The sequence below is a fragment of the Parageobacillus sp. KH3-4 genome (genome assembly GCF_022846435.1).
GTDB classification, from domain to species: domain Bacteria; phylum Bacillota; class Bacilli; order Bacillales; family Anoxybacillaceae; genus Parageobacillus; species Parageobacillus thermoglucosidasius_A.
Window position 1 is genome coordinate 2,197,937 of sequence record NZ_AP025627.1, and the last position, 19,579, is coordinate 2,217,515.

Sequence of the window (19,579 nt, forward strand, 5' to 3'; positions counted from 1 at the left end):
CCTTCCTCCTTTACTGCAACCAAATCGGCCAGCTAGGCAGCGTTCCTTGCAACAGCTTGGCGTATAGCACGTACACCCCAAGCGAAAAACAAGCGGCAAGCAACGCCGATTTCCACAGCGCACCTTTTTCCATTGTCTGAAATCCAACAACAAGGAATGCGAAAGTGGTAATCACATAGCCGATCGTTTCTAATAAAGCAGCATAGAGAATAGCGGCAAGCAAAATGATGAAAAATTTTTTATATTGCAGCGGCTGCTTTTGGCTTCCTGAATGTGCATATCTTGTCGTTTCGAATAGCAGCTTAATGCTCAATAGCGCAAGAATAAGTCCTAGCAAAAACGGAAACACGTTTGGTCCAACGGCACTCCCATACGCGCTCTTTGAGATTCGCAGACTTTCCACCATAAACAAGAAGCCAACGGCTAAAAAGGCGACGGCAGCAATGCGATCAAACGTTTTGCTCACTCCCGTACCTCCATTCTTGTTATAAAGATGGGGAAGAATTCTCTTTCCTGTTCGCTTACTTATGCATTCCGAGCGATTTTAACATGTCGCTAATGAGTTGTTCTTGCTCTTGCAAAAATTTTGTAAATTCTTCCGAACTTCTATATTCTGCTTCCCATCCTTGCTTTTTCAGCTCCTCTTTCCATTTTTCATGCTCGGATAATTTTTTGAATGCATTATCCCAAAACTTTTTCGCATCGTCAGACATTTGTTTTGGACCAAAGACGCCGCGCCAAATCGTAAATTCCGCGTCAATGCCAAGCTCTTTCATCGTCGGCACGTCTTTCAAAACACCGCCAAGACGCTCCGGCGCAGAAACAGCAAGCACCCGCACTTTTCCTGCTTTTACATATTCCCCGACAGAAGAAACGTCCGTTGCAATGACATCAGCATTCCCGCCAAGCAGCGCCGCCATTGCTTCCCCGCCGCCGTCGTACGACACGTATTTCACTGTTTTCGGATCAATACCAGATTTATAGATAGGAAGAATCGCAACTAAATGATCCATCGACCCTGGCGCAGATCCACCGGCCACCGTCACCGACTTCGGCTTTTGCTTAATCGCATCCAATAATTGAGACAATGACTGAAATTTTGAATCCGATCTGACCACGATCGCTCCAAAATCTTTGGTTAGCTGGGCAAGCGGTGTTGTATCTTTATAACCGAATGGGCTGTTTCCTTCCGCTTTTAAGTTGTTAATAATGATCGGCGGAGAATTGACAAATAGTTTATAGTCGTTATTTTTATCTTGTGTCGCGTATTCCGCCATAAACACGGCTCCACCTCCGCCCGGTCTATTCTCCACTGTCATCGTCTGTTTGACTAAACCAGTTTTACTTAATACTTTCGTAATCGCCCTAGCTGTCAAATCCCAGCCTCCCCCAGCTCCTGAAGGAGCAACAAACACAATCGGCTTTGTTGGATAATTTGCTTGTTTGTTAGACAGCTTTGTCGTCGCAGTGCAAGCTGCCAACACCAACAAGAGTCCCCCTATAATCAACAAACTCCACCGCTTTTTCATTGCACCTGTCCTCCCATTTTTGATAGCGTTTACATTTTCAGAGGTAATTATAGCAGCAATTTTCTGAATAATGTTTTTTTGGAAATAAAAATAATTATGCACATTTTGTTCATGAAAAAAAACCTGTCCCCGCCAAAATTGCAGCGGACAGGTTAAACGCTTACTTACTTAATTTAGAGAAGCTGTATTTGATTTTTTATAGCCACCACAAGAGGATGATCTTTTTCTAATTGTGAATATTGGAATAAAGCTTCTTCTACTCCTGATTTTTGAATAGTTTGTTGTAATGCGACAGCTTCCTTGTCGTTCTCATAATCAAACAACAATAACGCGGCAATTCCTTTGACTAAACCACGTGGTACTTGGCCGAACAAATCATAATATTGAACAGCCGGTCCGATAAGGCGATCATTCGCTCCAAGCTTGCGGATTGGAGAACGAGCAACCCGGACTACTTCATCAGAAATAGAAGGATTCATAAAGCGTTGAATGATTTTTTGAATATAGGATTCATGTTCGCTCTCATTCCATCCATATTTCTTTACTAACACCGCACCAGATTCATGAAGCGCTTTTTCCACATCCGAACGTATCTCGTCATCATTCATCGCTTCTTGTATCGTTTGTAATTTTTTGTAGTATCCTAAATAGCTGGCAATCGCATGCCCGGTATTTACAGTAAAAAGCTTGCGCTCAATATAAGGCTGTAAATCATCGACAAAATGAGCTCCTTGAATTGACGGAATACCGCCGATGATATTTCGTTTCTCGATCACCCATTCAAAAAACGGCTCAACCACAACGGAAAGAGGCTCGGCGTGTTTTTGATTCGGAACGATACGGTCTACCGCACAATTCAAAAAACCGCAGTACTTTTCAAACAACGGTTTATCTGCTTCGGAAATCATAGCAAAGACATGGCTCTTTAACACATCACTTCCACCGATCATATTTTCACAAGCAATAATATGAAGCGGTGTTTGATTTATCGCCACCCTCTTTTGTAATCCCTCAGCAAGAATCGTGGCGATTGCTGGCAAAATATGCGGTCCAACCGCCGTTGTAACAAGATGGGCCTTTGTGATATAATCAATGACCTTTTCGCGTTCCGTCTGGCTATTAACGGCAGAAACGTTGCGAATCAGCTGCTCTTGTTTATTTTCATCAGCAATGATCACTCGATACTCTTGTTTTTCTTTTAATAAACGGACCACTTCATCATTAATATCTACAAATATGACTTCATAGCCCGATTGAGAAAGCAAACTCCCGATAAATCCTCTCCCAATATTTCCTGCTCCGAAATGAACCGCTAACATCATTAATTCACCTCGTTTAGAAGGCGAAGAATCTCTTCTTCTGTCGCCGCTTTAATCATTGTCTCTACATTTTCCATTTCCGAACAAACAATAGCGATTTTTGAAAGAATATCCAAATGCTCATTATTCTTTCCAGCGATTCCAATCAATAGTTTTGCAATATTGCCATCCCCGAAATCAACGCCATCAGGGATTTGGACAATCGAAATACCAGAATGTTTGACAAATTGTTTCGCATCCTCTGTACCGTGTGGAATAGCGACAAAATTCCCCATATATGTGGATGTTAACGCTTCCCGCTCAAACATTTTGTCAATATAAGCATCTTCCACATAACCGTGATGGACCAAAATTTGACCTGCTAAACGAATAGCTTCCGTTTTATTTTCCACTCGTGCACGCAATACAATATTTTCTTTCTGTAAAATTGGCATTGACAATGTCATTCACTCCTTACGTTGTTATTAAAGATAGTCATAAAAAATTTCTCTAAATGATGGCTTAAAAACGAATGCACCTGTTCGCGATCCCCTTTTGCGAATAATGCTATGCTATCTTCATCTTTAATGACTAATGTGCTGATATGGCTTAATACGGACAGCGTTTCTTGACTAGCTGAATCGGGCGCTAGCAGCAGCAAAATGGTATTCACATCCACCGGCTGATCGTGCATTCCTTTGACTGTTTGGCATTTCGTCAACCTATAAATTGTGAAAGATGGAAAAAGCACCGCAGGGCTTCGAGCATGGTACAAAACAAGCGGCGTTTCCGGTATTCCCAATCCTCCTAGTCTTTCTCTCCGCAACAATTCTGCAAGAACTTTCCCAGAATCGCGAATGATTCCTTTTTGCCATAGCTGATGACACGCTTCCGCTAATACTTCTTTAATGGAATGGCTATTTACTTGTTGTAATGAAAACCCTTCCAAAATACGGAAAATCGTTTCGCTCGTTTTTTGAATGGAAGCCATTTTCTTGATCACATCATTAGATTTTTCTGCCGCGTCATCTACGTCTTCTTTGCAGGAAACCGCATTTCTGTTTTTTAAAAACTGTTTAATCGACGTAACCTCTTCTTCCTGCAGCATTGGACTGACAACAAAATATGGCTGTGCCAAGCCATCGATCGGGACGGTCGAAACGACCAAGTCGTATCGCGTTACATCCTTGTTTCTCAATTCAAAAACAGAGATCTGTTCCATGTGTACAATATCGGGAATTTCTTTTTTCAATCTTGTTGCTAATATTTTTGCCGTCCCGATCCCGCTCGAACAGATCACCAACGCACGCAATCCTTTCTTTTTCCTTAATAACGCCGCCGCAAAGTGGAGAACTAAATAACCAATTTCCTCCTGTGGAACGCTTACATCCGGAAATACTTGTTTCACTCCTTTTTCTAATACCGCAAAAAGTTCTGGATAATCTTGCACAATTTTTTCCAAAAGTGGATTGGCAATCCCCATGTTATGCTGGATGCGATAAAGCGCTGGTTTTAAATGGATAACTAAATCTTCGTATAACGTATAATCGTTCGCGATATCTACATGCAGTTCAGCGCTGACAAACCGAATTAACTCTTGCGCCTTGATGCCTACTTCCAAACTTGCCTCTTCTAGCATATAACCTTGGCGGTCGCGAAGTTTCGCTCCCATTAAATGCATCGTAATATAACCGATTTCTTCCATTGGAATCGTGATGCGAAAAGCTCGTTCTAACGACCGCGCAATTTTTTCTGCGGTTTTGTATTCTTTGGTTGTCTGAATGGTTTCTAAATATCGCTGTTCAAAATTAATCGATTCCCCTTGGCTGATCCGCTCTATTGCTAAAGCAAGGTGGACCACCAGCGCAATATACGAACTGTCGGCAATCGTAAACGGAAGCTCTTCCTTGATCTGTTCAATTTGTTGTTCAATGATGACTAATTTTTTCTTATCAACTAGCCCGAGAAGTTTTTCTGTAACCGTATTCAATGTATTGCTGGACTTTTTTTGAATAGATTCTTTCATTAACGAAAGAAACTCATGTTCATCCACATGACGAAATAGTAGTTCACTTATCATTCTCCGCTTTGCAGACTCAGATCCAGTAATTTCTACTCCATATCCTCTTCTTCGGATTAAGGAAAGTTCATATTTTCCTATCATTTGATCGATTTTATCTAAATCATGACTAATGGTTGCGACGGTAACATTGAGGTCGTTTGCAAGCGATAATAGCTTGACGGGCTCCGTTGCTTCCAGCAAAGCAATCAGAATGATCACTTGGCGTTCCTCTGGTGTATATTCCTTATGAGATAAATGAAATAGATGAAGCGCCAGCTCTTTTTTCTTTTCTGCCTCCCCAATAACGCGAATGCCGACCCCCGCTTTTTTGACAAGCCGCAGACGATAATCTTTTAAAATATGCTCAATCCCTTTTAAATCCCGATGGATGGTACGGTTGCTGACATCTAGTTGCTGGGCAAGTTCTCCTACCGTCATTCCTTCGTCATTAGACAACAAAATATCTAGTATTTTTCGCTCCCGTGCGGATATATACATCGCCCTTCACCCCCCATCTTGCGCAACCATTGTTGACATGATTTAGAAAATAAATAACCTGTTCAATAAAAATTTTAAGTCCCTATCCTTTTTGCTACAATAAATAGATATTGCTTTTTCGTCACCTTTATTGTTGCCATTTTTTAAAAATACATTCTTGCGAAAAAAGGGCAAGCAAGCGCTTACCCTTTATTCTTTAACATTTCGATAAGCTCGTCATATTTAGGACTGTTCAAGAAATTTTCCACTGATACATGGAAAGCGTTTGGCAATTTTTCTTTTGCGCGATCCGTTAAATTTTGATGGGTGATGACGATATCTGCATCTGGCGGAAGTTGGTTAATTGCCGTATTCGTTACTTCAATATTTAATCCAGCTTTTTGCACTTTATTTCTCAGAATAGATGCTCCCATCGCACTAGAACCCATTCCTGCATCACAAGCGAATACGATTTTTCTTACGTTAGCTGGGGCTGCTTTTTCTTCATTTTTCAACACAGCAACAACATCGCTCTTTTTGCCTTTTAATTGTTGCATCTTTTCAGCCGCTTTTGTGATATCTTCTTCTTCAGTATTTTTCGCCGACTTTAAGAAAATAGATGCGACAAAGAATGACACCGCCGCAGCGACAAATACCCCTGCCAATACCCCAAGGTAGTTTCCTTTTGGCGTCATCGCTAATAGTGCAAAAATACTTCCTGGGGATGGAACCGCTACAAGCCCAGCATGGAAGATGGTAAATGTTAATACTCCACTAACTCCACCAGCCATTGCAGCTAAAATTAAAATCGGTTTCATCAAAATATATGGGAAGTAAATTTCATGAATCCCGCCTAAGAAATGAATGATTGCAGCTCCCGGTGCGGATTGTTTTGCCGTTCCTTTTCCAAACAACCAATATGCCAGTAGAATACCAAGACCTGGTCCCGGATTTGTTTCAAGTAGGAATAAAATCGATTTTCCTGTTTTCGCCGCTTGTTCAATACCAAGCGGGCTTAAAATTCCATGGTTAATCGCATTATTTAGGAATAAAACTTTTGCTGGTTCAATAAAAATATTCGCCAATGGCAATAAGTGCCAATCAACAATTTTTTCTACACCTGCTGCTAACGTTTTGCTAATTGCCGAAACAACTGGTCCAATCCCTTTGAATGCAATTAATGTTAATAGCCCGCCAATAATTCCGGCGGAAAAGTTATTGACTAGCATTTCAAAGCCTTGTTTCACTTTCCCTTGAATCAGCTGGTCAAACTTTTTGATTAGGTAACCACCGAGTGGTCCCATAATCATTGCTCCTAGAAACATCGGAATTTCCGAACCGACAATGACTCCCATTGTCGCTGTGGCACCGACGACGCCGCCGCGAACATCGTAAATCATTTTGCCACCCGTATAACCAATTAATAGTGGCAATAAATACGTAATCATTGGACTGACAAGTTTCGCAAACGCTTCATTTGGCAGCCATCCTTCCGGGATAAATAGCGCCGTAATAATTCCCCACGCAATAAATGCCCCAATATTCGGCATAATCATTCCGCTTAAATAGCCACCAAAACGCTGAATCTTCACACGAAAGCTAGACTGATTTTCTGTTGTATAAGCCATGTTTCATTTCCTCCTTTTCTCCTAGGATGTACCTTTATCTTAAAACGCTTACATTATGCATTCAATGAAAAGTAAATATCATTTTGTCCGCCACATTATTGCCATTTTTTAATAATAGTCGTTTTGATTCGACATTTTTAACCAACTAACTCCATTCACTTTTGTCATAATCCTTTGTCTGTTCGACATCTGTTCGGCAAATATCCAAAAATTACATAAACAAAAAGCAATGTATATGCATTTTGAATCTGGGATTTGCTAAAACAAGTTTAAGAAGCATCTAGAGTATTCAAGTAATTTGAAATAGATCTGCAACAATGCCCCCGCTTACATGCTGCTGCACAACAAAAAAAGGACTGAGTCTGTTGATTCAGTCCTTCCTATCTAACTATCACATATTACGGTTTCAATACCTCGCCGTCACCATCTTTTTACGCGTATAAAATTCAACGCCGTCGCGGCCATTTGCATGAAGGTCTCCATAGAAAGAGTTTTTATAACCGGAGAATGGGAAAAACGCCATCGGCGCCGGAACCGCCACGTTGACACCGAGCATGCCGGCATCGATTTCTTCACGGAATTGACGGACTGCTTTCGCGCTGTCGGTGTAAATGCATGCGCCATTGGCGAATTCGGACTTGTTGGCAATTTGAATGGCTTCATCTAAATCCCGAGCCCGAACAACCGACAAGACAGGCGCAAAAATTTCATCTGTCCAAATCGTCATGCCCGGCTTCACATGGTCAAAAATCGTCGGTCCGATAAAATAGCCTTCTCCGCTTGCAGCAGAATCGCGGCGTCCGTCACGGACAAGCTGCGCTCCTTCTTTTTCGCCGATTTCAATATATTTGATGGTCCGTTCTTTATGAGACTGACGAATGACGGGACCTAAAAAGACATCCTTCTGTAAACCATTGCCGATTTTTATCTCATCGGCTGCTTTCTTTAAACGTTCCACAAGCTCATCCGCAATATCGCCTACGGCCACTACTACTGCGCACGCCATGCAGCGTTCCCCTGCCGAGCCAAACGCGGCATTAATAATATTTGTAACGACATAGTCCAAATCAGCATCTGGCATAACAATGGAATGGTTTTTCGCACCTGCCAAAGCTTGCACCCGTTTTCCATAAGCCGCTGCCGTTTTATATACATATTCCGCTACCGGCTGCGAGCCGACAAACGATACAGCTTTAATGTCTTTATGCTCTAAAATGCCATTGACGACATCATGCGCTCCATGAACAATGTTTAGGACCCCTTCTGGAAGACCGGCTTCCGTAAATAGTTCCGCCAAGCGGTTGGCCAACATTGGCGTGCGTTCAGACGGTTTCAGCACAAACGCATTTCCGCAGGCAATCGCCAAAGGAAACATCCAGCATGGGACCATCATCGGAAAATTGAAAGGCGTAATTCCGGCAACGACGCCAAGCGGATAGCGGTACATGCCTGATTCGATTCCCGTGGCGATATCTGGAAGCTGCTGCCCCATCATTAAAGTAGGAACTCCCGCAGCAAACTCTACGCATTCGATCCCACGTTGAACCTCACCGTACGCTTCATCATAGCTCTTGCCGTTTTCTAATGTAACAAGGCGAGCTAACTCTTCCCAATGCTCAACAAGGAGCTGCTGGTAGCGGAAAAGAATGCGGGCGCGGCGCGGTACAGGCACTTTGCTCCATGTTTTAAATGCTTCTTTTGCTGCCGCAACTGCTTGATCTAATTCTTTCCGTGAAGAAATCGGAACATAAGCCAACGCTTCTCCAGTAGCCGGATTAGGAACGAGTTCCATCTTTCCTGAGGAAGATTCTACCCATTGTCCACCTATAAAGTTTTTCAATGTTTGTACAGTAGTCGCTGAAGCCATTATTTCATTCCCCCTTCAATTTTGTTTGTTAAACAAGTCCGGTTAAACTGTACACAGCAATCACAAAGAAACAAGCAATACTCTTAATGATAGTGATCGCAAAAATATCTTGATAAGACTGGCGGTGAGTCAATCCTGTGACAGCAAGAAGTGTAATCACTGCTCCGTTATGCGGGAGGGAATCCATGCCTCCTGAAGCCATCGCCACAACGCGATGCATCACTTCTAGCGGAATATTATAACTTGTTGCCATTTCCACATACTTTTCCCCCATAGCACTAAGAGCAATCCCCATTCCACCAGAAGCAGAACCGGTAATCCCCGCTAAAACGTTCGTCGTTACCGCCCCATTTACCAACGGGTTTGTGAAAGTGTGAGAAATTCCTTCACGAACTATGCTAAAACCTGGCAACGCCGCAATGACACCGCCAAATCCATACTCTGAACCTGTATTCATGGCAGCCAATAAAGCGCCGCCAATGCTGGCATTTACACCGTTTTTAAACCCTTGCGCGATGCCTTTCCAATTATAAGCAATCGTAGCGATAATACCGATCACCAGCGCCAGTTCGACAGACCAGATTCCAACCACATTAGGAAGTTCAACCGTCCCAAATTCTTTTAAACCGATCTTGGTAAAATCAAAACCATTAGGATACCACTTTGGAATATTTACCGTAAAAAACTTATTCATCACACCTACTAAAACAAGAGGCAAAAATGCTAACCATTGACGTGCTTTGCTTGTTGTCCCTTCTATAGGTAAATGGACGGGAAGTGCCTCTGCTTCTGCTGCAGTAGCCATTTCTGAACGCGGATCGCCAAACCCGTAATACCCTTCGCCAGCCGCTTCTGCTTTTTTGCGCCGAAATTCCAAATACATCATTCCAAGAACAAAAATGAAAATGGAACCGATTATCCCTAATGTTGGGGCAGCATAGATATCCGTTTTGAAAAAAGAAGTAGGAATCACGTTTTGAATTTGCGGTGTCCCCGGCAAAGCGTCCATCGTAAACGATAAAGAACCTAAAGCAATCGTTCCGGGAATTAACCGTTTAGGAATATTCGCTTCACGAAAAAGGTTGGCAGCAAACGGATAAACAGCAAACGCGACAACAAACAAGCTGACCCCGCTGTAAGTTAAGATGGCGCACATTAAAACAATAGCTAAAATGGCGCGTTTGGCCCCAACTAATTGAATAATGATTTTGGCAATCGATGATGCTACTCCTGACATTTCGACCAATTTTCCAAAAATAGCCCCTAATAAGAAAACAGGAAAATAAAGTTTAATAAAACCAACCATCTTTTCCATAAAAATATTCGAGAAGAACGGAAGCGCGTAGCTAGGTTCAGTAAGAATGACCGCCAGCAATGCACACAGCGGTGCAAAAAGAATAACAGAAAATCCTCTGTAAGCAATTAACATTAACAATGCTAAAGCAAGAATAATAACAAGAAGATCCATCACCTTTTCTCCCCTTCCCCCTTGACCCCTTCCTTTGACTAAAGCGATATTGAATTCGTTGAACAAAAATCATAATCATAGCAAACATGATAGAGTTGAACAATTTCTTCATGAGTCGGAACTCTTGGGTTATTTCCCGGGCTGCCGCTCGCTAGCGCATCGGCCGCCATTTTATCAACGGCTTTGTCAAACTGTTCTTTTTCAATTCCCCATGTTTTCATATTTGGAATATGGAGATCCCGGCAGAGCTGTTTCACTTCCAAAATAAGCGCATCGGCCGCTTCTTCATCGGAGGCGTTCTTTAATTCCGGCTTGATCAGACGGGAGATCACTGCAAGTTTTTCTATCGCGCTCTTTTTTGTAAATTCCAGCACCCCCGGCAGCAGCATCGCGTTCGACACGCCGTGCGGAACATGAAAAAGTGCGCCGATCGGCCGTGACATCCCGTGGACAAGCGTCACCGATGCGTTGGAAAATGCAGCACCTGCCACCATCGCGCCGATTGCCATCTTCTCGCGCGCATCAATATCGTTGCCATTTTTATACGCCTGGCGCAAATTCCCCATGATCGCTTCGATTGCCGATAGCGCCAATACGTCGGTTACTGGATGGGCGCGCCGCGAAATATATGCTTCGATCGCATGGCATAGCGCGTCTATCCCAGTTGCCGCGGTCACCGGCGGCGGACACGATACGGTTAAAATCGGATCGACAATCGCGACAGCCGGCAATAGTTCGGGCTGGGAAATCATCATTTTGACGTCCGTTTGCGTGTCAATAATGACGGTAACTTTCGTGACCTCGGAACCGGTGCCTGCAGTCGTCGGAACGGCGATAAGCGGAAGCGGTTTGTTCGCAAACGGCTTGGCATTGCCCACATAATCGCTGATCGTTCCTTCGTTTGTCATCATGACCGCCACCGCTTTCGCCGTATCAATGCTGCTCCCTCCGCCAATAGCAACGATGACATCACACCGCTCTTGGCGGCAAACTTCGAGCGCTTCCTTTACATGAATATCGGTCGGCTCCGTATCTACCCCTGTATACTTGGCAAATGGAAGCGCTTTTTTTCGTAAATGTTCTTCACAAAACGCGACATTGCCGAGCTTCTCCATGACAGGATCGCTGATAATAAGCACTTTATTCCCGTGCAGACGCGCTTGATTCCCGATTTCGTTAAAAGCACCGCGCCCATATAAAATCCGGCTTGGCATGAGAAGTTGATGCATTTGTGGCATTGTTCCTCCTCCTTTTGATAACGCTTTCAATATGATAATCATGCAAAAGTCATGCCAAGCCGGAACCCCGCTGTTTTTCCGCTAGTTTAATATTCAGTTTTTTATTATAGCAATGATGCACCGACAATTATCCGACATATTTCCGACATATTTGTACATTATTCCAACGTATTTATAGATTGTATTTTTTTAGTTTTTCATAAAGTGTGGACCGATGCATGCCTAATTTTCTCGCTGCCGCTGCTTTATTTCCCTTTTCCTCAATTAATGCCTGCTTGATTCTTTCGCGTTCATAATAATCAACAATGTCCCGCCAATGAGCATCTGGTTGCTCGATGATATTTTTTCTTTCTTCCACTTCACGGCCGTTTTTCATAAACAGAGCGGAAGAAAGAATATGGGAAGGCAAGTGCTCCTTTTCGATTTTTTGCCCGTCCACCATTCCAACCAACCATTCCACTACATTGACAAGTTCGCGAATATTTCCCGGCCATGAATAATCCATAAGCGCTTGCATCGCCTCTTTTGTGAATTCTTTTTGTTTTAAGCCGAACTGCTCACAAATCCTTTCCATATGGTAGGCAAGCAAATAAGGGATGTCCATTTTCCGCTCCCGCAAGGCAGGAATATGAATGCGAATAATATTGAGGCGGTAGAAAAGATCTTCGCGAAACTGACCTTTTTGCACCATTTCTTCTAAATTTTTATTCGTAGCGGCGATGATGCGAACATCGAGCTCCATTTCCGCTACGCCGCCGACTCGCTCCACTTTTTTCTCTTCTAACACTCGCAGTATTTTCGCTTGCATATATAGCGGCATATCGCCTATTTCATCTAAAAATAACGTCCCTTTATGGGCAAGTTGAAACTTTCCCGGCTTTCCACCTTTTTTCGCTCCGGTAAACGCCCCTTCTTCATAGCCAAACAATTCTGCTTCAAGAAGCGATTCAGGAATTGCTGCACAGTTAACGCTGACAAAATTGCCGTCAACATACGGACTCGATTGGTGAATCGCTTTCGCCAGCACTTCTTTTCCCGTTCCGCTTTCTCCGGTAATTAACACAGTAGATGGCACACGCGCTGCTCTTCTCACCATTTGTTTAATTTTTGCAATCGCTGGGCTGCGGCCGACAATGCTATCCAAACCTGAAATTTGTTTTTTTGGAAAAGCCGCACGTTTTACCTGCTTTTCTTTTTGACTAGCTTGACGCGACAACTCTTGCACTCGCTGAAAAATTTGATACACTTCCGAAACTCCTTGAAAAATGAGCATCCCAATTGCTCCGACCACTTTTCCTTCTCGCCAAATTGGAATGCGATGCACAACCATTGGCTGATCAAAAATTTTCTGAATAAATCCTCTTTCTGGAACACCCGATTCGATGCAAATATGTAATCTTGTATTTTCAATGACTTCTGTCACATGTTTTCCGATCGCATCTTCCCTGCGAATGCCGAGAAACTGACAATATGCCTTGTTTATTTCACGAATAATGCCTTGTGCGTCCACGACAGCAATTCCTTCATATGCCGAATCAAGAACAGTTTTCATCATCTCCACCATGCTATGCGCCTCTTGCAATTCCAGTTTCAGCCTCTGAATCTCGGTGATCAACTCCGAAACGGACGTATGGCTTTTAGGCGGAACATCGGCCGGCTGTTCTTTTGTATGTTCCACTGTCGTTTCCTGCGCGTTCCATAACGACTCTATTGTTTCGTCATCATCCCATTTGTCCGCCAACGCTTTCAGCAGCATCCTGTATGTCAACCGACCCATTTCCCGGCGCTGACGGTCGATTACCGGAATTTCGTTTATTTCATAGCGGATAAATAGCTGCACCGCTTCTTTTAACGTCTGCTCGGCGCGCAACACGATTTCTTCATATCCATATACGCTGCCGCACATGCAAAGTCCCTCCTTCACCTTCCTTTTTATCTATTTTCATATTTTTCGCTGCTGGCATGAGAAATCCTTTGCATCGACCTACCGCCATAAAAAAAGAGGCAATCCTTCCGCTAACGGGTTCGGTTGTTGAGTACAAAATTGAAAAGGCTGTCCCAAAAGGTCGGTAAAACGACCTTTTGAGGACAGCCTCTTTTTATTTTTGTTGAAATATCAATATTTTTTGGCGAAATCCTTTTTAAGGATTTTGGTATTTTATGTTAAACTAAATATATAGATTACTCAGAGAATTAGCAAAGGGGAAAATTAACCCACGAGAGGGGAAGTGTATGAAAAAGTTTTTAATTACATTATTAGTATTAATTGCGTTAGGCATTGGGGGTTATTTTGTTATTGGACTATTTAGTGCTAAACCACCTTTACCAACCATAACCGTTGGAGAAAAAAAGGTAGAAGTGACACAAGGTTCGTATTGTTGGAATGGATTACTTAATTCTGTTTGTGCTGATACAAGTTCTCCGCCAGAACTCATTAAAAATCAAGAACTAAAACCTGTGGTTGTACCACCAAATTCCCAATTGAAAATAGAATTCAAAGACGAGCCTAAAGAAAATACATTAGTAGTAAATAGATGGCTTACAAATGAAAAAACAGAAAATATTCCAATAAATGATAATGTGATACTATTACCAAAAGAAAAAGGTGTATATGTGTATGATGTTTCAGCAAGATGGGAAAAGGGAGATTCAAGTTCTGCATTTGTAATTGAAGTACGGTAGTAACCTTTTAGTAACAGTCTTAATTTAACAAGTCAATATAATTTTAGTTTAAAACGCTTGGAATAAGCCCAAGCGTTTTAATGTGCTTTTTACTTTGTTAAATTTGGTTCGAATTTTGTGCTAATTATGCTGTTATTTGTACTGTTTTTTTTAATTTTGTACTTCTGAACCGAACCCGTTATCCTTTCGCTCTCCTCTTTTTATAAATGTGGATATATCAACGGTTGTAGCCGTTTTAGGAGCGTTTTTTCGACATACTTTCTAACATTGGAGAAAGTGGATAGGATGCACATGGATCTCCGAATGAAGTCTAGAACTTTGTGTCAAAATAAATGGCATAATGCGGCTTTATTTCCCAGATATCTAAGTTCGCTGGACAGGGAGTGGATTTTATACAATTATTGGGACTCGACCGATCTCTGCAACCCTCTTTTATACCTATGCAAGAATTTGCTCGATTTTCTCCAGCACATCTTCCGTTCATTTGACGCCCACGGCCTTGACGTTTTCTTCGACTTGTTCCGGCCGGCTTGTGCCAATTAACGCGCTTGCGACGTTCGGCTGGCGCAATACCCAGGCAAGCGCCAATTGGGTAAAGGTGATGCCGAGTTCGGCGGCTGCTTTTATACGTACAATTCCTTTTCTTTTAAATGCACTTTCTCTTTCACGCCAGGATTCACTAAATATTTAGGATAATATCCCGATAATACATCAGCAACATTCTGAGCGGTTTTTCGTTTTAGTTCCCTTTCGGATTCCTCAGAGTACCAAGCAACATGCGGTGTAATAATCACATTCTCCATTTTGAGAAGAGGATTATCTGGTTGAATGGGCTCATATTCCGTAACATCTAGACCTGCACCTGCAATCTTTCCATCCTGCAAAGCGCGAATTAAAGCAGCTTCATCAATAACAGGGCCTCGAGCTGTATTTACAATAAATAGTTCCTTTTTCGCAAGATCAAATTGTTCGTCGCTTATCATTCCACGTGTATCTTTCGTCAACGGGGCATGAACAGAAATGTAATCGGATTGTTTAAATAGATCGTTTAATTCTGCCAATTTAACATTTAATTGATTGGCTACCTCTTGCGGAATATATGGATCATAAGCAATGATATTTAGGCCAAAAGATTGTGCTTTTTTGGCTAATGCCTGTGGAATTCTTCCTAGTCCTACAAGTCCAAGTGTTCTGCCACGTAATCGATAAATTGGTTTTCCTAAATTAAAATTCCACAATCCATTTTTTACTTCACTATTTAATTTAACAACTTTGCGCACCAATGAAAGCAACAAAGCAAAAGCATGGTCAGATACTTCATCTACTGAATAATCCGTTACGTTGGCAACGATGATGCCCTTTTGGGTAGCAGCATCCACATCGATGGTATTGACACCTACCCCATATCGTGAGATAACTCTACATTTTTCTAAGTTTGCAATTACTTTCGCAGAGACAGGGGCGTATTGATTAATAATCGCATCAGCATCTTTACAGGCAGCAATTACCTCATCTTCAGTACGGCACTGCACGGCGACAAATTCTACATCCAGTGAGGAAAGTGCTTCTTGTTCAGGAGCCAGTGTTTGAAATTCATAATCGGTCACCGCTACTTTAAATTTTTTCATTTTTCTCTCCCCCTAAATTTTTTCTGTACTTTCGTTCATCCATAGTAAAAGATAGGGCGGACAAGTAATAATACTAGTTCTTGCTATAATTGCAACCAATCTAGGTAAATAATATCTGCTTCTTTGGCAATTTCTAATAAAACGGATCTCGCCAGATAATTTAAACTACTAAAATGTTGGGCCAATTCTCCAAATACCAAAATCATGTTGTTTTAAAATTTCCGCTTTCGTTAGTTTTCCAGAAGATGTTAATAGAAGTTCGTTGAAAATTCTTTCTCCTACCGATTCTAGAGACTCCGTTCCTTCAATGATTGTTCCTGCATTAATGTCCATGTTTTCCCTCATTTTTTCAAACATCGGAGTATTGGTAGCAATTTTAATGACAGGGGCAATTGGCGAACCAGTTGGTGTTCCACGTCCGCTTGTAAATAAAACAATTTGCGCCCCACCAGCAACCATTCCCGTCAATTGTTCAATATCATGACCAGGAGTATCCATCCATACCAATCCTTTTTTTGTTGGCCGTTGAGCATAGTCGATTAACTCTTGCAATGGTCTGGTACCAGCCTTGGCAGCCGCTCCCAGTGATTTTTCTTCCAGTGTTGTGAGGCCTCCCTTTCGATTCCCTGGACTCGGATTTCCGGTACGAATATCCACTCCCATCATCATTGCTCGTTTCTCCATCGCTTCAATGACTTGATATACTTTTTTAGCTACTCGGTCATCAACAGCACGGTTTGCTAAAAGATGTTCTGCCCCAATCAGTTCGGTTGTTTCTGCTAAAATCACCGTACCTCCTCTGTCAACAATCATGTCGCTTACATAACCAACTGCTGGGTTGGCTGAGAGCCCTGAACAGGCATCTGATCCTCCACACTCTGTTCCTACAATTAATTCGCTAATATCAAACGGTTCCCGGACTAAAGCAGAAGCATCTTGTACCATTTTCGTTGCAATTCTCGCTGCCTCTGCAATCGCCCCAAGCGTCCCCCCATGATCTTGAATGGATACCAGTTCAACCGGCTTGCCGCTTTTGGCAATTTCTTGGGCAACACTTCTCCCTTGGTGCGTCTCACAACCAAGCCCCATAACGACTACACCATATACGTTTGGATTGGTGCCCATTCCAACGTATGTGCGGAATGTTTGATCATAATCAACGCCTACTTGAGCGCAACCATGCTGGTGAATAAAGGAAACAGTACCATGAACAAGTTCTGTTACCTGCTTTGCTGCCTGCGTAGCGCAAACAATGGTAGGCAATATAAGCACATGATTGCGAACTCCCACTCGACCGTCAGGACGTCTATAGCCCCAAAGCTGTGCTGTTTTCATTTATCTTATCTCCCCTTCCCCTTTTCCCCTCTACATTATGGATATGCACATGCTCACCTACGGCAATATCCTTAGAGGCAACTCCAATAACTTCCCCGTATTTGAATATATCCTCACCTTTCTTAATAGAAATAACAGCAAATTTATGCCCAAACTCAATATTTTCTTTGGTTTCAATTTCGTACTCTTTTCCCTGACACGTTACTTTTACTACACTGCCAGCAGGGATATAGTCTAAAGCAGTGGCGACGTTATCTTTAGGATTCATCATAACAGTGCGGTAAAAAGGAGCCATGTAGCTTCACCCTTTCTCCTCTTCAAACCGTTGTTTTTTTGAACGAGCCGATTACCGGGACACCCAAACCCTCTGCTCCTAATTCAGACATCGCTGCTTCCGGGTAGTATTGTTCAATCATCCGCATCCCTAATGCCGCTCGCCGAACTCTTTCCCGACATAGATCCATATTAACCGACTCCAGATGCCTCCCTGATGGATACACATCAGGATGATTGCGTAACCCAAATTTAATGTAAACAGGTGATAAAATACGAATAATCTCCGGAATTTCATAATGTCTAATAAAACCGCCAAATCCGTCCGGTACCTCTACATATATATCAATTGGAATATCGATTACTTGACGAATAGCCGCCAGTTTAGGCAAAGTCAAAGCGGTAGGGACGTTATACGTATCTGCACCTAATTCCGCCATCAGCTTAATAGACACTGGGTTGGACGCCATCATTTGAACGGATACTTTAACCACAAAATCTTGTGGTAGTATTCCTTGTTTTTTCATTTCCTTCGTTAAAAGCAACAAACCTTCATCAGCAACTAAAGCGCCACGTAATCCTAAACTTGCTCCTCTTTTTAAATCTTCAATGGCATAAACCAGCTGATCGATTCCTTCGTGTCTAAGCCCCGCGACTTTCCCTGAACTTGTAAATGGTTGGGCACTAACATCCCATGTACCCCTAGGGCCGACAAAAAGACTCAACTCCATCCCACGATCCGCACAAATCTGGCACATTTCCCTAATCTCATCATCTGTTAACAGCATAATTCCACTTCCCTGCGATACACGGTGAATGGTTACTCCCAATCGTTCTGCTTCCTCGAGTGTTGCTTGTAAAGCACGTGGACCTTCTACACTCGGGATCTCAATACGGTATTGTGCCCCGTCAGGGAAGCGTTTTGTAGACGTAGGAAGATCATAGAGATCGCTGCTTGGATAGCCTAATGATTGAAGAAATTCTCTCGTTTCTTTCATAGATATGATGCATCCTTTCTCTTAAAAATACGTTGATATGGACTAGTCTAGTGTAGTGATAGAGAGCGACGAATCGATTGGCTTTTTCATTAGTATTCCTATTTGCAATCCGTCACGTTTAGTTTTTAATTGTTGTAGGAAAATAAATTATTTTGTTTGAGAAATAACTGAACCGCCTTTTTTAAGTCGTCACATTCTGCGATAGGCAACCGTGGGCTCGTCTGATGGCCTAAAATAAGCTGATGAACTGCTTCCTTAACCGCCATAAATAAAGGTTGGGAAAGCTCATAAATGGACATAAGCTTGAGGAGGGATTCATTTAGAGTTAGTGCTGTTTGATATTGACCAGCTTTAAAACTCTCAAATAATCGGACAGATAATTCCGGCAAGAAAGTAGCAGTACCATTGATTCCGCCAGCCGCCCCTATTTGAAGCGCAGGAAGGAGAAGATCATCGAAAGCGGCAAAAACAGAAAAATCGGGTCTTTGCTCCGTAATGCCAATTAATTGTCGGATATGCCCTAATCTTTCCGTCGTATCTTTAACTCCAACTATATTCTCTCGATCCATTGCTAACCTTAATATAAGGTTAGGAGATAAATCTTGACCCGTGAGTGAAGGAATATTGTATATAATCAAAGGAATTGTGATACTTTTAGCTACATTTATATAATAGTCATATAATTGGCGTTCTGTATATTTCCAATAAAATGGATTTACCACTAGCACACCATTCGCTCCAATATACTCAGCGTGTTGTGATAAATAAATAGTATCTTGTAATGAGGCAGTGCCTGTACCAATTAAAACAGGGACACGCCCATCTACATATCGAACCATTTTTTCGACAAAAAGTTTTCTTTCTTCAACAGTCAAAGAAGAGAACTCCCCCATGCTTCCCATATAGAGCAATCCGTGAACTCCTTTTTTGATTAAATGATCCGCAAGCACATAATTGGCTTCCCAATCGAACTTGCCATCCTTATTAAATAACGTAACTACAGGTGGGATGATCCCTTTAAACTTATAATCCATTGCTTTCATCCTTCCAAAATAAATTTAAAATACCGTTTAGCAGGAAGCGAAACAGACTTTTG

General features: G+C 42.2%; 16 protein-coding genes and 1 pseudogene. 1 reads left to right on the forward strand and 16 read right to left on the reverse strand.

Translation table 11 applies throughout. The annotated features are described in order from the left end of the window. Positions 1–10: 10 nt before the first annotated feature. The 10 genes from MWM02_RS11185 to MWM02_RS11230 form a co-directional block, all read right to left on the reverse strand. The gene (locus MWM02_RS11185) at positions 11–466 is read right to left on the reverse strand and encodes a tripartite tricarboxylate transporter TctB family protein (protein WP_244402028.1); all 456 of its coding nucleotides are present in this window, start codon (positions 464–466) and stop codon (positions 11–13) included. A gap of 55 nt (positions 467–521) precedes the next feature. Then, positions 522–1,529 (reverse strand): tripartite tricarboxylate transporter substrate binding protein, encoded by a 1,008-nt coding sequence (locus tag MWM02_RS11190; protein ID WP_244402029.1) that lies wholly within the window; start codon positions 1,527–1,529, stop codon positions 522–524. Between the two features lie 173 nt (positions 1,530–1,702). Next, positions 1,703–2,848: a mannitol-1-phosphate 5-dehydrogenase gene (locus tag MWM02_RS11195; RefSeq protein WP_064553036.1), complete on the reverse strand. Its 1,146-nt coding sequence runs from the start codon at positions 2,846–2,848 to the stop codon at positions 1,703–1,705. Positions 2,849–2,850: 2 nt separating this feature from the next. Then, on the reverse strand, positions 2,851–3,282 hold the full coding sequence (locus MWM02_RS11200) for a PTS mannitol transporter subunit IIA (protein WP_481861774.1): 432 nt from the start codon (positions 3,280–3,282) through the stop codon (positions 2,851–2,853). Positions 3,283–3,290: 8 nt separating this feature from the next. Further along, positions 3,291–5,387 carry a BglG family transcription antiterminator gene (locus MWM02_RS11205; RefSeq protein ID WP_244402031.1) on the reverse strand — a complete coding sequence of 699 codons (2,097 nt, stop codon included), beginning with the start codon at positions 5,385–5,387 and terminating at the stop codon, positions 3,291–3,293. Positions 5,388–5,569: 182 nt separating this feature from the next. Continuing rightward, positions 5,570–6,994 (reverse strand): PTS mannitol transporter subunit IIBC, encoded by a 1,425-nt coding sequence (locus MWM02_RS11210; RefSeq protein ID WP_064553030.1) that lies wholly within the window; start codon positions 6,992–6,994, stop codon positions 5,570–5,572. Positions 6,995–7,400: 406 nt separating this feature from the next. Continuing rightward, complete coding sequence (locus tag MWM02_RS11215) at positions 7,401–8,861, reverse strand: CoA-acylating methylmalonate-semialdehyde dehydrogenase (RefSeq protein WP_244402032.1); 1,461 nt, start codon at positions 8,859–8,861, stop codon at positions 7,401–7,403. Positions 8,862–8,889: 28 nt separating this feature from the next. Further along, positions 8,890–10,329, reverse strand: a complete 1,440-nt coding sequence (locus tag MWM02_RS11220; protein WP_244402033.1) for a GntP family permease — start codon at positions 10,327–10,329, stop codon at positions 8,890–8,892. Between the two features lie 38 nt (positions 10,330–10,367). Then, a complete protein-coding gene (locus tag MWM02_RS11225) occupies positions 10,368–11,558 on the reverse strand; it encodes an iron-containing alcohol dehydrogenase (protein WP_275973754.1) in 1,191 nt (396 codons plus the stop codon). A 181-nt stretch (positions 11,559–11,739) separates the two neighbouring features. Beyond that, entirely contained in the window at positions 11,740–13,473 is a 1,734-nt protein-coding gene (locus tag MWM02_RS11230) for a sigma 54-interacting transcriptional regulator (protein WP_244402035.1), read from the reverse strand. Between the two features lie 326 nt (positions 13,474–13,799). Here MWM02_RS11230 and MWM02_RS11235 point away from each other — a divergent pair, with 326 nt between their 5' ends. After that, a complete protein-coding gene (locus tag MWM02_RS11235) occupies positions 13,800–14,249 on the forward strand; it encodes a hypothetical protein (protein WP_244402036.1) in 450 nt (149 codons plus the stop codon). A gap of 480 nt (positions 14,250–14,729) precedes the next feature. On the opposite strand, the pseudogene MWM02_RS11240 reads toward MWM02_RS11235, so the two are convergent. The 6 genes and pseudogenes from MWM02_RS11240 to MWM02_RS11265 form a co-directional block, all read right to left on the reverse strand. After that, a pseudogene (locus tag MWM02_RS11240) lies at positions 14,730–14,873 on the reverse strand (aldo/keto reductase); the annotation flags it as partial. Further along, positions 14,873–15,877 carry a C-terminal binding protein gene (locus MWM02_RS11245; protein ID WP_064553022.1) on the reverse strand — a complete coding sequence of 335 codons (1,005 nt, stop codon included), beginning with the start codon at positions 15,875–15,877 and terminating at the stop codon, positions 14,873–14,875. The gene MWM02_RS11245 and the pseudogene MWM02_RS11240, both read right to left, overlap by 1 nt. Before the next feature lie 168 nt (positions 15,878–16,045). Further along, positions 16,046–17,212, reverse strand: coding sequence for a UxaA family hydrolase (locus tag MWM02_RS11250; protein WP_244402037.1), 1,167 nt, complete (start codon positions 17,210–17,212; stop codon positions 16,046–16,048). Next, positions 17,184–17,507: a UxaA family hydrolase gene (locus tag MWM02_RS11255; RefSeq protein ID WP_064553019.1), complete on the reverse strand. Its 324-nt coding sequence runs from the start codon at positions 17,505–17,507 to the stop codon at positions 17,184–17,186. The genes MWM02_RS11250 and MWM02_RS11255 overlap by 29 nt, the downstream gene beginning before the upstream one ends. Positions 17,508–17,529: 22 nt before the next feature. Continuing rightward, on the reverse strand, positions 17,530–18,483 hold the full coding sequence (locus MWM02_RS11260; RefSeq protein ID WP_244402038.1) for a U32 family peptidase: 954 nt from the start codon (positions 18,481–18,483) through the stop codon (positions 17,530–17,532). A 125-nt stretch (positions 18,484–18,608) separates the two neighbouring features. Next, entirely contained in the window at positions 18,609–19,517 is a 909-nt protein-coding gene (locus MWM02_RS11265; RefSeq protein ID WP_244402039.1) for a dihydrodipicolinate synthase family protein, read from the reverse strand. Positions 19,518–19,579 lie beyond the last annotated feature (62 nt).